A 14733-nucleotide genomic window follows, 5' to 3' on the forward strand; every position below is an offset into this window, starting at 1 on the left:
ACCTTGAAAGAGAATCCCGGATTCTGTTGGAATCCGGGAAGCTGTTCTCCGAAAATGAAGAAAATCTCCAGCCGTGCGAACAATCGTTCAAGGTTTTCAGGCGTCTAGACCATGGCAGGCTCCTTGCTTAAGCCCTCATCGGAAAGCGTTAGTGTTCTTCAATGATCCGAGGGTAACATGCAAGCGGCAGCCAGCCAGGATTCAGATCTTAACTTCAACCGGCTTTATAAAACTCATGGAGCCATGGTTCGCAAAGTTGTGCGGCAGTTTAATTTCCGAGACGCGGCAGCAGATGATCTGGTGCAGGATATTTTTCTTCTGGCCTGGAACAAACGCTCCTACTTGCGCGATCTGGAAGCGATCTCGGGCTGGCTGAAAACCATCGCCTATAATCAGTGCGTGAATCAATCCCGCGCGCAGAGCCGGCAGCGCCAGCGCTTTGTGTCCTTGGAATGCTACGATCATGAAATCGAGTCTCCGGAAAGCCGGACTCTCTTCGAAGTGAGTCTGAGCCAATTCGAAAAGCACATGGACGTTCTTGAGGACTTGATTCGCTGTCATAAGCACGAGGCGCGGCGTGAGATTGCCAAGCTCTTTTATCTTGAGCACAAAACGATCCTGGAGATCGTGGAATCGCTCGCGATGAATCAAAACACTGTGCTGTCCCACCTGAGGCGCTTTCGTTTGATCGTGACCCAGGCCATGCATCAGTGGATGCTGGAAAACTCGTAAAGCGGCTCCTGGGCATGGCTGGACCCTTGGGAAAAACGCAAAGTATGGGCCGCCGAAGAGGTGGACTTGTCACCGCGCGCAAGTTAAAGTCCCTTCACTGGGACTATCATGTGACAAGGTGACATAGCATGAAAAAGAGCAGCCGCGAAATAGATATATTTATGGCCAGCGAGATTCTCGGTCATGGAGTTTTTCATGAAAAAACGGGAGCCATTCGGGAGCAACTGCCCACAGGCCAGACGCGGCCCCTGCGTTCCTACAGCGAGGATATCGCAGCTGCCTGGGAAATCGTGGAAAAACTCGGCATTACGCTTTTGCCTGTGGAAAATGGCTGGTTTGCCCTGGTCGGCGACAAGCAAGGCTGGTCCAGCCCGGCCGATTTTATCCGCTATCTGCAAAAAGCCGATTTCGTGCATTCCGGTGCAGCCCTGGGTGAAAAAGCCCCAATGACCATCTGCATAGCCGCCATGAAAGCGCATGAACACCGCAATGAGGGTCTTCCCGATGATTCCCTGATCAACTGAGCATTGGCTTTTGCCCGGCCAGGATCCAATAACTCATCGCGCGCGACTCAAACGCGGCATAAAGTCTGAAAAGCGTCAGCGCAAAGACTTTATCCCGCACCGGATTCTTCCAAAGAAACTGGCGATAGGAACTGTCGGTCACCAGTCTCTTCATAAGACGGCTGCAGCAGATCGCCCAGGTTTTCTTCACCTGCTTTGTCACATCCTGCTGCCAGGTCAGCTGAAAGCCCGCTTCTTCAATTAATCCCTTCCATTCCGTTCCGGTCAGAAGATCAGGCAAGCGGCCCTCTTCACAGATGGGTTGCAAAAGATTTTTCTTCTGCCAGGCCGAGGCTGTCTCCGACTCTGACCAGACGGAGATGGCAAAATGGGCCCCTGGCTCCAGGACCTGGAAGGCTTTCCGAAAGAAGGCTGCCTTGTCCTGCATATGCTCAAGGCATTCAATCGAAATCAGCGCCTGGTAGTGATTGTCAGGCAGGTCATGCTTCATGAAATCCTTGCAGTAAAATTCAAGCGCATCATCCGCTTCGGTTTGCGCGAGAGCGTACTCATATTGCTGCCGTGACAGCGTAAAGCCCGTAACATGAGCCCCATATTCGCGCGTCAGAATCCGAGACGTCCCGCCATAGCCACAGCCCACATCCAGGACCTCATCACCCCGACCAATCTGGGCCAGCTGCGCCACGCGATGGCTCAAATGCAGAACAGCTTCCTCGGTGGACTCCTGACCCGATTCCCAAAATCCGTGATGAACGTGCTCACCCCAGATATCACGATAGAAACGATCAAGGTTATCATAATGAGCCGCAACGGCTTCTGACCCGGACTCGAAAGGCGTGGACTCCATAGCTGCTCCTCTTGCCAACAGGGACTTCAGCTCGACGATAGCACAGGGTTCAGGTGTCAGGCCAAAGAATGATGTTACAGGCAATTACGCATGTTCTCGCGGAACTACAGGCGGGATCGACTATAGGAGGAGGCTAAAGATTATACTTCTTCAGTATGGCCCTGAGCCTGTCATCGTTCTTCATGGCATCGAGTCCTTCATCCAACCCCTGCTGGATGTTTTTTGATTTTGGCTTGTTCTTATGAACGATTCCAATATAAGAAAGGCCCAGGATCGTCGGGCATTTGCAGAACACCAGCATCCTTGAATTCCGCTTCCAAACCCATCTGCCGCGCAGTATACCAAAAGACAAGTCGTTCCGAAGGAACAACGCTCACCCGATGGGACGCGAGCATGCGAATCTGCCTTTGAGTGCCCTCATCGCTGACCAGGACAATCTGCTTCGATTGATACTGAGGATCCTGCAGACGCGTGCGGAGCGGCTCCGGATAGGTGTAGCCCTGAACGATTCCTATGATTTGATCTTTTAAAGAATCAGGGCCAGCGTATATCCATTTGGAATCCTTATGCACAAAGTAAGCGGCTGGGGACTCTCTTTGGAATTGATTGATCGCATGGCTCTTGCGCAGGATTTCGCCAGCTGGCGCCCACAAGCAGCTTTATGGCATGCGCACGAGCGTTTGTGCGTCCATGCCCACGCCTTGTCCGGAAATCCTATCCTCTTTGGATTTTGTACTGAACCCTCTGTCAAAAATCAATTCGGCTGGTTTCCGATAAGGCCCGTTCTCTTGAGCTGACATAAGACCGAGATTGATGGCGCGCGCGAATCGCTTCAATGTTCGATGTTACGAAGTGCTGAGAAAAGCCTCGATCAGCCGATAAGGGGAACCAGGATCGAAAACTTCCTAATCGATCAGAAACCAAAGACGCATATTGGCTTTCCGCAGGGTTCCACTTCCAGTTTAGGGCGCTTCAAAAAGATTGAAGATGGGCGAAAGATGTCGACCTGATGCTGGTACGCAAGGTTCCGGGAAGACGAGGTTGCCAAGGCTTCCCTTTTGACCTTAGTATATGGCGATCACCGACTTCACAAGCGTATCATCGGGGCAGTCATAAGCGGGCACCTTGCCGCCCTGTCAAAGGTATTTAATATGAAAAAGTTTCGGGCTGTACGTCGCCCTCTTCCGCGTTCGCCTTCTCCTTTTCAGGCTATTTCAGGACAAAAAGAACTCAGGGACGAGGTGAAAAGACGTTACGATAGGTATCGGGAGCTCGTGGAACAAAGCCATGAAGGAATCTGGCGCTTTGAACTCGATGAACCCATTGATATCCGTCTGCCCGTAGCGCAGCAGATTCACCAAATGCTGAACCACGGCTACCTCGCTGAATGCAATGAAGCTATGGCAAGGATGTATGGCTATGCGGATCGCTCCGAACTTATCGGTGTGCGCTTGAATGAATTCCTGATTCCCGAAAAGGAAGAGAACCAGCTCTATCTTCAGGCCTTTGTTCGGAATGATTACAAGCTTTCCGATGTGGACTCCGTGGAACATGACAAGTACGGCCGCATTCTGCATTTTCGTAACAATCTGATCGGCATCGTCAAAAATCAAAGGCTCATCTGTGCCTGGGGCATGCAAAAAGACGTCACAGGCGAAGTCAAAAATCGCGAGTTTCTGCAGCGCAGCGAAGAGCGCCTGCGCATGGCGTCGGATGCCGGCGGAATCGGCATTTGGGAGTGGGATATCCCAAGCAACGAACTGTTCTGGTCCGATCGGGCCAAGCAGATCTATGGCTTTTCATCCGATCTTCCGGTGCGCATCGACGATTACTTCCGCGCAATTCATCCAGACGACAAGGAAAAGGCCTCGCAATTGGTTCGGGACGCTCTGGAATCCCGAGGGGACGGGCAGTTTCGCAACGAGCATCGCATTCTTGTCGAGGGCACTGTGAAATGGGTGATAGGCCGAGGCGAAGTGTTCTTCAATGAACAAGGGCAAGCCTTAAGGATCAGCGGCACGGTCATTGACACGACCGAGCAGAAGAGAGCCGAGATCAAAGCCACGCAGCTCCGTGATGCTGGACTTCAGCTGGCCCAGTCGATCACTCTGGAGCAGCTTTCTGAAGTCATCCGGGACTTCGCAGGCCAGATTCTAAAAGCCCACTCTATCTGCGTCTATCGGGGCCCGGAATCGGAACTGGAATTGATCCTGGCCCATGCCGCGGATGAGGCGCTGGATGACCATCTGCAGATCGCGCGCAAGGCGGCACGGGGCAATCCTGTGTTCCCTCAAAATGAGAGGGACCGTCTCTGCGCGATTCCAGTGGTTTTGAATCAGGACCTTTTGGGCGTCATCAGTCTTGAATTCCAGGATCCATGGACCTGCACTCTGGATTTTCAGAGCTTCGTTTTGACCTTCGCCGATCAGTGCGCCCATGCGTTTGAAAGGACCCGCCTTTACGAACGTGAACGCGCGGCCCGGCGTGAAGCCGAAGCCGCAAATCAGGCCAAATCCCGCTTTCTGGCGAACATGAGCCATGAGATTCGAACTCCTCTTGCCGCCATGATTGGTTTTGCTGAACTTCTGGCGGAAGAGACGGTCAACGATGAAGAGCGAACGGATTGCCTCCAGCGTATCGTGCGCAATGGACAACTTCTGGCAGAGATGATCAATGATTTCCTTGACCTTTCGAAGATCGAATCGGAAAAACTGGAAGTCGAGCACATTGATTTCGAAGTGATCCCTCTCGTTCAGGAGGTCATTTCCCTTTTGGAGCTGAAAGCCCAGGAAAAAAATCTGCGCCTGATTCTGGCTGCAGCCGGGCATTTGCCGACTTTCGTGCATTCAGATCCCACGCGACTCCAGCAGATCCTGATCAACCTTTTGAGCAATGCGATCAAATTCACCGATCACGGCCGGATCGAAATCCGCATGTCGTCCGTTCGTGCCGAGGGCGGTCGTGCCCAGCTTTGCTTCACCGTCGCTGATACGGGGATGGGCATTCCCGAGGCGCAGCAGGCCCGGATCTTTGAACCCTTCCTGCAGGCGGATTCGTCCACGACGCGACGGTTTGGAGGCACAGGGCTTGGGCTTGCCGTGTCCCGTGGTCTGGCGCAGGCGCTCGGCGGGGATCTGCAGCTGGTGAAATCGGTGGTCGGGGAAGGCAGCAGTTTTTCCTTCACGATTGATGTGGGAAACGCGGCGCCGCGATCCGAGGCGGCTGCCCTTCCGCCTTCAACTTTGAAAGAGCTCGTTCCGCAGGAACTGAAGGGGCTTCGCATTCTCGTGGTGGATGACAATCCTGACAACCGCACCTATATCGGCAGTTTTCTAACATCGGCAGGCGCGTTCATCGAAACCGCGGCCAACGGGATTCAGGCCGTGGAACTTGCCACCGAGCATGACTACGATATCGTGCTAATGGATATTCAGATGCCGGAACTCGACGGCGTGGGCGCCATGCGCTATCTCAAGTCCCATGACTATGGCAAGCCGGTGCTGGCTCTGACCGCCCATGCGATGACGGGCGATCGCGAAATCAGTTTGACCGCAGGATTTCAGGATCACCTCGTGAAACCGATCGATCGAGCGAGCTTGATTCAGGCTGTTCGGAAATACACGGGCGGAAGGTAACGAAGCGGGCTGTGACAAACCCGCTGCTTCATCAAATGATCTCGACGCCCGCAAGGCTGGACGTATGGATGGTATTGCAGCCACAGGTCCGACGACCGGCGGATTGAAAGAGACCACCGCAATGCAGACAGTTGCGAATCTTGATATCGATCGCGCTGAGTCCCATCAGTCGACGGGCTTTATTCTGTTGCTCGATTTCCTTGATGACGGCAGCGGGAAGAACTTTGATTTTATTCGCGGATGTGGTGTTGGCTTCGGAAGTGATTGCAGACTGCACTTTGGACTGTTCCATAGAGTTTCCCCCAGATAGATTGTGCTGTACGTCACAATTTCTAGCAGAGACTTTTCCGGAAGCGTGGACCGCGATTGCGAAAAATGAGGGCTTTTTCAGCCCCGCATTTTAGTCAAAACTGCGCCTTAAAGGCCGCGATTGTCAGCATCAACCAGCCGGCAATGAAAGCGACGCCACCGATAGGCGTGATGGCTCCGAGCGTGCGCACGCCGGTTCCGACCAGAGCGTAGAGGCTCCCGGAAAAAACCAGAATGCCGAGTACGAAGGCCCAACCCGCCCCTTTCACAAGGGCCGAATCGATCCGCATGGCCACTGCGCCGATGCCAATCAAGGCCAGCGCGTGGTACATCTGATAGCGGACGCCCGTTTCAAAAATCGCAAGATCTTCGGGACTTAGCCGCACTTTCAGAGCATGGGCTCCGAAGGCACCGAGGCCCACGCCGATCGCCGCGAAGAGAGCGCCGAGGCCAACCCAGAGGGTCCATAGCATACGTTGTCTCCTGACGGCCCTGAAAAGCCCCGGACCAGGGCGAACCCGGATCCCGAGCCTCAAGGGTCATTAACCGTAGATTTTCGCCATTTCCGCCAGGGTCACCTGACGAATTTTCGAGGCCTTGCCCGCCTGACCGAATTGGATCATGCGTTCCTTCACGACCTTCTTCATCGCTTCACGTGCCAGCGTGTTGTAATAGCGAGGATCGAATTCTTCGGGCTTCTCGGCAAAGGCTTTGCGGATAGCGCCGGTCATTGCCAGGCGGTTGTCGGTGTCGACGTTGATTTTACGAACGCCGTGACGGATGCCTTCCTGGATTTCTTCGACCGGCACGCCCCAGGTTTGCTTGAGCTTGCCACCGAATTGATTGACGATATCCTGAAGGTCCTGAGGCACCGACGACGAACCATGCATCACAAGGTGCGTGTTGGGCAGACGACGGTGGATTTCGCGCACGCGATCCATCGCGAGGATCTTGCCATCGGGCTTGCGAGTGAACTTATAAGCACCATGGCTGGTACCCAGGGCAATGGCCAGGGCATCGACCTTGGTCAGCTCCACAAAGCGCACAGCCTCTTCAGGATCGGTCAGAAGCTCGTCATGACTGAGGGTGCCTTCGAAACCGTGGCCGTCTTCCTTTTCACCTTTTCCGGTTTCCAAGGAACCCAGGCAACCCAGCTCACCTTCCACCGAAACGCCGAACGCGTGGGCTACATCCACAACCTTCCTGGTGATGCGGGCGTTGTATTCAAAATCAGCAGGGGTTTTGCCGTCTTCTTTCAGCGAGCCGTCCATCATCACCGATGTGAAGTTATTACGGATGGCAGAAAAGCAGGTTTCCGGGCTGTTGCCGTGATCCTGGTGCATCACGATGGGGATCTCGGGATAGAGTTCCACAGCGGCTTTCATCAGGCCGACAAGGTAGGCGTCCTGGGAATATTTACGCGCGCCGCGCGAGGCCTGGATGATCACGGGGCTATCGGTTTCCCGACCGGCTTCCATAATGGCCTGGATTTGTTCCATATTATTCACGTTAAAGGCGGCGACGCCGTAGTTGTGTTCTGCCGCGTGGTCAAGCAATGCTCTCAAGGGAATCAAGGCCATAGTACCGCTCCTTCTTTGGACTCGCGGCCCTCCGCTTGGAAATTAGCCTTTTCGACTGCTTACGCGGAAGGCTCTGATGGTTTCGCCGCATCCTACCCTGCTCCGGGGGAGCCTGCAAGGCACGACAAAGCCAGCTATAGCGAGTTGGAAGGAAAAGCACAAGGCGGAGGGGTTTCGGGTCAAATCGGCTGGCAAAAAGAAAGAGCCGGCAAAGGGTGCCGGCTCTTGCAAATCGTTCTCATGAAATCAGTTGGGGCAAACAGCACCAACAGAAGGTTCAGGAGCGTTCGTGTTTTGGTTTTGGATCGTGATGGGCGTTGTGCCAGTGCCACCGTAAACGACGTTGGTTTGGTTGATTGCATAATGGTGGGCGAGGTTACCGGGACACACGCGGTTGTTCAAGGCGGCGCCTGTGATGGCCTGAGCAATGAAAGCCGATGCCGTTGCTGTAGGCACGGAATACTGATAGCGCGGAACAGGAGCGTTGTTCTGACAAGGGTCAAGACGGAAGCCGATCAACTCCGCTCCGCCACCGACTGTTGGGATACAGGTATTGCCCTGGTTAGGCGAGCCAAGACCTGCACCCAGTGGTTCGACTGTTCGGTATTGGTTGTTATCGAGGGAGTAAGTCTGCTGCAGAGTAAAGATGTGCGAAAGAATATTCTTCGCTTCACCCATTTTCGCTTTGGCCTGGAACTGCTTAAAGCGAGGCAGAGCGAGGGTGGCAAGGATACCAATGATACCAACAACGATCATCAGCTCGACAAGGCTGAAGCCTTTTTGGTTTTTGAATGAGGTGAACTTCATCTTTGCAGACTCCCCTAATTGTTTGAATCTCGACGAAAGGCTTATGAAGACATTTCGGGTTTGTGAGCCCGATTCTTTAGAAGGATTCCAAGGCGGCCCCGGAATCCCTCCATTTCAGCCATATTATCGAGAACTTAGGGTCTGCAGTTTTCCCCTTGCCCGGGGCTCAATCGGGGATCTTTAATTCGACCGAAAGGATGGGATAACGGCACCATGACGTTGGATCCAGATTGTAATCGTCCAGATGGAAGCATGAGGCATAACGCTCCCGCTTCCATTGGTTCTGACTCCAAAGACGATAGAATCGTGCAAGGAAATCCCGCAGCTGCTTCTCGGAATAGGCTGTGAACCGTTCTCTCAAGGTATTGAGTAAGGACTCTGGTTCCATTCTATCACGAACGAAGGCGGCTTCGATGGCGTTCAAAATTTCGTAGGGCATCAGGTCGAGTTCGTCCTTCTGCCCCGCGGCCTGCGGCCTTAACTCGGCTGTGGGTTCCTGCTCGTTGACCAATTTTAAGGCGGGAATGCGGCCCAAACCAAGCGGGCATTCATGCTCGGCCCAGCGCAGCCACTTCCTTAGAAAATGCTTGTCGATGCCGCCGATCGGCGCCAGCCCGCCCGCAGTGTCTCCGTCCATGGTAGCATAACCCACAGCGATTTCACTGCGGTTACTGGTCGCCAGAAGAAGAAAGCCTTTCAGGTTGGCCATCAGCCAGACCATGGGCGCACGAACCCGCGCCTGGATATTCTGCAAAGGCAGATCATCCTTTTGCCATTCAAGGGATCGCCCCACCAAGGCCTCCGCTTTGCCTACGTATGCATCAACCAGATCCTGAACCGCGACTTCGTAGTGATCGGTGTTCAGGGCCTTGGCCAATTCATGAGCAGCAGCGCGCGTGACATCACCGCTTTGCTTCGTGCCTTGATAGATCGTGCTGACTCGCTCGCGAATCCAGCTCCTCGGATCCTTCGCGTCGCCCGCCGGCAACGTCCAATTCAATCGGCGACTTAGACCGTCGGGGCCCAGGGCTTTCAAAGCTTCCGTGATCATGTGCGCACAGAGCACGGAGATGACGCTGGAGTCACAGCCGCCCGAGAGCGAGATCATGAAGCCTTTGCTTTTTGATTTGCGAAGATAATCAAAGAGGCCCAGTTTTTCGGCCTGCAAAAATTCGAGTTCGGGACTGTTATAGGGATCAACGGTGTTTCCCAAATAAGCCTGGGGAATTTCCGTCGCGGTCTTGCCCAGACTTATGATGGGCTGACCTGCGACGACGCGTTCGGTTTCCTCGGGAATGCTGTTGTCCAGGACCGATCGACTCTTGAGCTTGGACACCCGGGCCATGTCCAGGTCGACGTCGCGAATCAAAAGGCAGCCGTCACTCAACTGAAAACGTTCCGAGCGACTGCTGATACGGCCGCATTCGCCCAGGATGATCTCGCCATCGTAAATGGAGCGGCCGGCCTCCAGACCCAGAAGGTTGGTATAAAGATAATGAACCTGAAAAGCCCGGCTGGCATCAGCGACCAGCGTTTCCCGCACGCGGGCCTTGCCCAGGGCAAAATGCGAGGCGCTCAGATTCACCACGAGTTCGCAGCGACTCAGGGACGCGTCCGATGCGGTTCCTTCCGCTGACCAGGCTTCTTCACAGATCACAATGCCGAGCTGCAGATTGCCGAGTTGATAGGTCACATCTCCGAAGGGAACGTTCTGCCCCAGAAGGGAAATGGTATCGACCCGATGAAACGGCCAGGGGCGGAACCAGCGCGATTCATAGTGAATGCCTTCCCGCGCCAGAAGTTTTTTCGGATTGATCCCGAGCAGCTTTTGATTCTGCACCACTGCCGCACAGTTCCACATGCTGCCGCGATGATAGACAGGCAGACCGAAAACCACGGTCATGTTCTCCGTCTCCTGGATCAGCTGCTCCAACGCAAGGACCGAGCGGCGGGCCGTGTGCACCGAAGAGAAAGTGTCTTCGCAGTTATAGCCGGTGATGCAAAGTTCGGGAAAGCACATCACCTGAACTTTCTGTACCCGGGCCTCGCGAATCAGGCTCGTGAGCCTTGCGACATTGCCTTCCCAATCCATGGGAGTCTGGTTGATGCTGGCCCCGGCGATTCTGAGTCGATCCATGAATCACATCCTTTCCGGTGGTTCGATGCCCAGGAGTTCAAGACTGTATTTCAGCGCCCGGCTCAAAGCATCGAGCAAGGCCAGACGCGCGCTACGGGCTTCGTTCGATTCCGCTTTCAGCACCTGGACGTTGGCCAGGAAGCGGTTATAGACCTTGCAGGTATTGTAAACGTGATGACAGAGAAGACTCAGTTTATTCTGATCCAGAGTCTGCTGAATCACGCTGTTCAGATCATTCAAATAACGGAGCATCTCCCGTTCTTCAGGCCCCTGCAAAAGCTCAAGATGCGCATGATCGGGGGTGAAGGATTGCTCCTGCGCCTTGCGCAGAATGGAGCGGGTCCGGGCGTATGTGTACATGAGGTAGGGGCCGGTATTGCCTTCGAATGACAGCCAGTCAGGCAAATCAAAGACGATATCCTTGGCCGGATCAGAGCAGATCATCCCGTAGCGGATGGCACCGACCGCGAGCTTCCGGCGAATGTCGTTGATCTCGGCCTCGCTCCATTCCCCGCGATATTTATCGAGGTTCTTGTCGAGTTCCTGCTCCATGCGCTCGCGCAGATCGCGGAATTTGATGACGTTGCCCTTCCGCGAAGACATCTTGCCGTCAGGCAGCGTGACCATTCCATAACTCAGGTGGAAGCAATCCTTGGCTTCGCTGAAACCCATTTTTTCCAGCGTGCGGAAGACCTGCTTGAAATGAAGGTTCTGCTCCGAGGCGACGACATAGATGGATTTTTTAATCTGAAACTGCCGATACTTGACTCGGGCCAGGGCCAGATCCTTGGTTGCATAGGTGGTGTTGCCATCGCTTTTGCGGACGATGACGAAGCCCAGTTTCTCCTCTTTCAGGTCAAGTCCGATCGCGCCATCTGAAGGAGCGAAAACCCCGGCCTTCAGATAATCGTCGACGATGCGCTGGCTTTCTTCCGACACTTCCGATTCATAAAAGCAGTGATCGAAGCGCGCGCCGATCCAGTTATAGATTTCATTGAAGTCAGCGAGCGACCATTCGCGTGTTTCCTTCCACTCTTCATAGACAGGGCCCTGCTTGGATTCGATGGAACGCAGGACCTGGGAAACTTCCGCATTCAGTGCAGGCAGCTGATCAGCCGGGGCATCTTCGAGCGCTATGGTCGCCTGGCTATACATTTCCCCGAGCCATTCGCCGCGACGCTCGGTTGGAGCTTTTTGCTTCGTCTTGTGAATATACCAGAGACACTTGGCGATATGCGCGCCTTCATCCCCGATATAGTTGGCCATCACCACGGGATAGCCGCAGGCTTCGTAAACACGACCCAAGGCATCTCCAAGGGCCACGTTCCGCATGTGACCCACATGAAAAGCTTTATGGGTGTTCGGCTGTGAATACTCGATCATCACCCGAGGACGATCGACCGCCTTGAGCCGCGAAAAATATTCGCCCTGCCGCAGCGAGGGCACAAGGGTCTTCGCCAGGGCCGCAGGCCGCAGCGTGATATTCAAGAATGCACCGACAGTATCCACTTTCTCAATCCACTCCGGATTGGCTTCGGGCAAAGCACTGGCAAGCGCGGCGGCAATTTCGGGCGGCTTTCTTTTCAAATCCTTGGCCATGCGGAAACAGGGCAAGGCGTAATCACCGAGGTGCGCCTCGGGTGGGCGCTCCAAAGCCGCATACAAAAGAGCCGGTGTGATCGCATCCGGAACCGCGTTGTCCGTGATGGTGACAAGCGCCTTATACAAAGCCTGGGACAGAGTCGTCCGGCCGAAATCAATCGAAGACAAAGGATTGGATGATACCGTCATGATACTTTTGATAACTCCAAAAGGTTCGGACAAACAGGTCGAAAAGCCCCCCCAGACTAGCACAAGGTCGCATTCAATGTCAGTAAGGACGGGAAGATGTCAGCTCCTTTTTCCCCGAGATCCCGCTAAGGTCAGCGCCGAGGAGGATTCCGCATGCAGACTTTGACTCGGACCGCCGCTTTGGAAGGTCCGAATCCCATCATCATTGACGTGGAATGCTGCACAACGAGCGGCTTTGCCGGCCTGCAGCTGGTCGGCAATACCAGTGATCTTCTACGGGATGGAAAGGAACGTGCCAAAACCGCGCTGGAAAAGCTGGGATTCAAACTGGGCCATAAACGTATTCTGATCAATCTGGCTCCGGCTGACCTGCGCAAGGAAGGCAACCATTTTGATCTGCCGATTGCCCTGAGCCTCGCCTGCCTTGCCAGTGAAAAGCCGCCTCTGCATACGGCCGCGGATTATCTTTTTGCAGCGGAACTCAGCCTGGATGGTCAGCTGCGACCGATCCGTGCTGCTGTGCCTTTAGCCCTGGCCGCCATCAAACTGGGATTGAAAGGCATCGTCCTGGCGAGCGCGAATGCTCCCGAGATTGAGGCGATGCAAAGGCTCTTCACCGACGCGCAGACCTCCGTCGAATTTCTATTCTTCGAGCAGCTGCGCGATGTCCTCGCCTGGCTTTACGAGGACCAACGACCTTTGCGGCGAAATGAGGATCATGAGGAGCGAGAAAAGGCGGCAGAGTCTGTGGATTTCGACGATATGCATCTGCCGGCCGAGATGAAACAGCTGGCGATAGCCTGTGCTGTAGGGCGGCATAGCCTTCTTCTGCGGGGAAGTCCAGGCGCCGGCAAGTCGATGTTCATCACGAGGCTGCCTTCCATACTTCCGCCCATGAATCGGCAGGAACATTTTCAGGCGCTCCAAACTTATAGCATGTATCAAAACTTTGTACCCATTCCCATCCTGAAGGGGCGGCCTCCCTTCCGTCATCCGCATCATAGCTCAAGTCCGCAGGCCCTCCTGGGAACAGCAGTGGAACCGGGTGATTTGAGTCTTGCCCATGGAGGCGTTCTTTTTCTGGATGAGCTGCCGGAATTTCGCCGCGATCTTTTGGAGGCTTTACGAGAACCTTTGGAAAATGGCCTTGTGAATATTTCGCGGGCTCAAAAAAAATGTCAGTGGCCGGCGCGTGTTCAATTCCTTGCGGCCTGCAACAATTGCCCCTGCGGTTGGTATGGATCCAAACGTCATGAATGCCGCTGTCCCAGCAATCGTCTCGTGGCCTACTGGGCCCGCATCTCGGGACCTATCCTGGATCGGATTGATATTCATTTTAATGTACCGGAATTGGAGCAACCGGCAATCCAACTCTTTGCAAGTCCTGGGAATGCACCGAAAGGTCAAACGGGGAAACTGCGCGAGAGCGTCGCGCGCTGTGCGGAATTCGCGGCCGCCCGTCATGCGGGACTCGGCGTTCGCGCCAATGCGGAAATCAGCGCCGATCAGATGCCGGCAGCCTCGGCCTGCTCGGCTCAGCAATTTGAAGCTCTCATGGATATCTTTATCCCGTTGCGACTTTCCAACCGCGCGATCCTCAGAAGTCTGCGGGTCGCACGAACGCTTGCGGATCTGGATGGCAGCGAGGCGATTCGGACGCAACATGTCCGAAAAGCTGTCTCATGGCAGGCAGTGGTGGCCGCTCGTGAACGCGGCGAAACAGGGACTTAGGACGCCACGCAGAATTTTTCAAGGACAGCCCGGGTCAGTTCATTCAGGCGAATGATACGGCCGTTTGCTTCTGCGATGGTGCTGGCCAGCAGCGCGGGAACCTGACTTTCGTCGAGCCACACCAAAGAGAGGGAAATGTTAAGGGTGCGGGCTACGGCCACGACCTTACGACTTTTTTCAGCCGTCCAATCGGGGGCTGATTTCAAAATCAGCACGAGCGGGGTGCCGGCCAGGGTCGTGGATATGAATCGTAATTCTTCAATATCATTGAGAATAATAGACCTTGGTGAAACAGGGGCGACTTCCGAAAGAAGGGCCGCGGTATTCACAAAGCGGGCCTCGCCGCGGGTGATCAAAGGCACAAAAGGGGGTGTGGGCATCGCGGTCAGCGCCTGCAGCCAGGCGGCACTTTGTTCCAGCGCGACGTTTTCCTGCAAGCACTGGGTTGGCGTTTGCGCCCAGACTTGTGTTGATATCAAAGCCAAAAATGTCAGGATCGAATTCCGCAGTCCACTCAGCATCTTCACAGGAGCCTCCACAGCAGGACCTACCGCACTGTGTTTTGCAATTTGAAGGCCAGTTGTGAGTAAATCCCTTCCATTGATTTTCAAAGGTTAACGTGGAATCATGAGAAGGTTTC

13 protein-coding genes are annotated in these 14733 nt (G+C 54.5%); 4 read left to right on the forward strand and 9 right to left on the reverse strand.

Annotated features, from left to right (window positions below):
* Positions 1-177: 177 nt before the first annotated feature.
* Both VFO10_RS27075 and VFO10_RS27080 read left to right on the forward strand, forming a co-directional pair.
* Complete coding sequence (locus VFO10_RS27075; RefSeq protein WP_325145141.1) at positions 178-732, forward strand: sigma-70 family RNA polymerase sigma factor; 555 nt, start codon at positions 178-180, stop codon at positions 730-732.
* A gap of 128 nt (positions 733-860) precedes the next feature.
* Positions 861-1256, forward strand: coding sequence for a BC1872 family protein (locus tag VFO10_RS27080; protein WP_325145142.1), 396 nt, complete (start codon positions 861-863; stop codon positions 1254-1256).
* On the opposite strand, the gene VFO10_RS27085 is transcribed toward VFO10_RS27080, so the two are convergent.
* Positions 1249-2103 carry an SAM-dependent methyltransferase gene (locus tag VFO10_RS27085; protein WP_325145143.1) on the reverse strand — a complete coding sequence of 285 codons (855 nt, stop codon included), beginning with the start codon at positions 2101-2103 and terminating at the stop codon, positions 1249-1251. The two genes, VFO10_RS27080 and VFO10_RS27085, sit on opposite strands and share 8 nt — an antisense overlap.
* Before the next feature lie 239 nt (positions 2104-2342).
* A complete protein-coding gene (locus VFO10_RS27090; protein WP_325145144.1) occupies positions 2343-2756 on the reverse strand; it encodes a hypothetical protein in 414 nt (137 codons plus the stop codon).
* Positions 2757-3254: 498 nt separating this feature from the next.
* Between VFO10_RS27090 and VFO10_RS27095 the strand changes: the two genes are divergently transcribed.
* Positions 3255-5738 (forward strand): ATP-binding protein, encoded by a 2484-nt coding sequence (locus tag VFO10_RS27095; protein WP_325145145.1) that lies wholly within the window; start codon positions 3255-3257, stop codon positions 5736-5738.
* 31 nt (positions 5739-5769) lie between these two features.
* On the opposite strand, the gene VFO10_RS27100 is transcribed toward VFO10_RS27095, so the two are convergent.
* The 6 genes from VFO10_RS27100 to argS form a co-directional block, all read right to left on the reverse strand.
* A complete protein-coding gene (locus VFO10_RS27100; RefSeq protein ID WP_325145146.1) occupies positions 5770-6030 on the reverse strand; it encodes a hypothetical protein in 261 nt (86 codons plus the stop codon).
* A gap of 112 nt (positions 6031-6142) precedes the next feature.
* Entirely contained in the window at positions 6143-6520 is a 378-nt protein-coding gene (locus VFO10_RS27105) for a DUF423 domain-containing protein (protein ID WP_325145147.1), read from the reverse strand.
* Between the two features lie 69 nt (positions 6521-6589).
* Positions 6590-7627 carry a class II fructose-bisphosphate aldolase gene (gene fba / locus VFO10_RS27110; protein WP_325145148.1) on the reverse strand — a complete coding sequence of 346 codons (1038 nt, stop codon included), beginning with the start codon at positions 7625-7627 and terminating at the stop codon, positions 6590-6592.
* A gap of 246 nt (positions 7628-7873) precedes the next feature.
* Positions 7874-8434 (reverse strand): prepilin-type N-terminal cleavage/methylation domain-containing protein, encoded by a 561-nt coding sequence (locus tag VFO10_RS27115; RefSeq protein ID WP_325145149.1) that lies wholly within the window; start codon positions 8432-8434, stop codon positions 7874-7876.
* Between the two features lie 166 nt (positions 8435-8600).
* Positions 8601-10571 (reverse strand): NAD(+) synthase, encoded by a 1971-nt coding sequence (nadE, locus tag VFO10_RS27120; RefSeq protein ID WP_325145150.1) that lies wholly within the window; start codon positions 10569-10571, stop codon positions 8601-8603.
* Between the two features lie 3 nt (positions 10572-10574).
* Positions 10575-12362 carry an arginine--tRNA ligase gene (argS, locus tag VFO10_RS27125; RefSeq protein WP_325145151.1) on the reverse strand — a complete coding sequence of 596 codons (1788 nt, stop codon included), beginning with the start codon at positions 12360-12362 and terminating at the stop codon, positions 10575-10577.
* 153 nt (positions 12363-12515) lie between these two features.
* Here argS and VFO10_RS27130 point away from each other — a divergent pair, with 153 nt between their 5' ends.
* Positions 12516-14093, forward strand: coding sequence for a YifB family Mg chelatase-like AAA ATPase (locus VFO10_RS27130; protein WP_325145152.1), 1578 nt, complete (start codon positions 12516-12518; stop codon positions 14091-14093).
* Here the strand turns inward: VFO10_RS27130 and VFO10_RS27135 are convergent.
* A complete protein-coding gene (locus VFO10_RS27135; protein WP_325145153.1) occupies positions 14090-14620 on the reverse strand; it encodes a hypothetical protein in 531 nt (176 codons plus the stop codon). The genes VFO10_RS27130 and VFO10_RS27135 overlap by 4 nt on opposite strands.
* Positions 14621-14733: the final 113 nt, after the last annotated feature.

The organism is Oligoflexus sp., from assembly GCF_035712445.1.
GTDB lineage: Bacteria > Bdellovibrionota_B > Oligoflexia > Oligoflexales > Oligoflexaceae > Oligoflexus.

Bases quoted from the DNA above. Each gene is read 5' to 3' on its own strand.
- VFO10_RS27130 (WP_325145152.1), top strand. From the start codon at position 12,516: ATGCAGACTTTGACTCGGACCGCCGCTTTGGAAGGTCCGAATCCCATC.
- VFO10_RS27075 (WP_325145141.1), top strand. From the start codon at position 178: ATGCAAGCGGCAGCCAGCCAGGATTCAGATCTTAACTTCAACCGGCTT.
- VFO10_RS27080 (WP_325145142.1), top strand. From the start codon at position 861: ATGAAAAAGAGCAGCCGCGAAATAGATATATTTATGGCCAGCGAGATT.
- nadE (WP_325145150.1), bottom strand. From the start codon at position 10,571: ATGGATCGACTCAGAATCGCCGGGGCCAGCATCAACCAGACTCCCATG.
- VFO10_RS27105 (WP_325145147.1), bottom strand. From the start codon at position 6,520: ATGCTATGGACCCTCTGGGTTGGCCTCGGCGCTCTCTTCGCGGCGATC.
- VFO10_RS27100 (WP_325145146.1), bottom strand. From the start codon at position 6,030: ATGGAACAGTCCAAAGTGCAGTCTGCAATCACTTCCGAAGCCAACACC.
- fba (WP_325145148.1), bottom strand. From the start codon at position 7,627: ATGGCCTTGATTCCCTTGAGAGCATTGCTTGACCACGCGGCAGAACAC.
- VFO10_RS27095 (WP_325145145.1), top strand. From the start codon at position 3,255: ATGAAAAAGTTTCGGGCTGTACGTCGCCCTCTTCCGCGTTCGCCTTCT.
- VFO10_RS27115 (WP_325145149.1), bottom strand. From the start codon at position 8,434: ATGAAGTTCACCTCATTCAAAAACCAAAAAGGCTTCAGCCTTGTCGAG.
- VFO10_RS27085 (WP_325145143.1), bottom strand. From the start codon at position 2,103: ATGGAGTCCACGCCTTTCGAGTCCGGGTCAGAAGCCGTTGCGGCTCAT.
- argS (WP_325145151.1), bottom strand. From the start codon at position 12,362: ATGACGGTATCATCCAATCCTTTGTCTTCGATTGATTTCGGCCGGACG.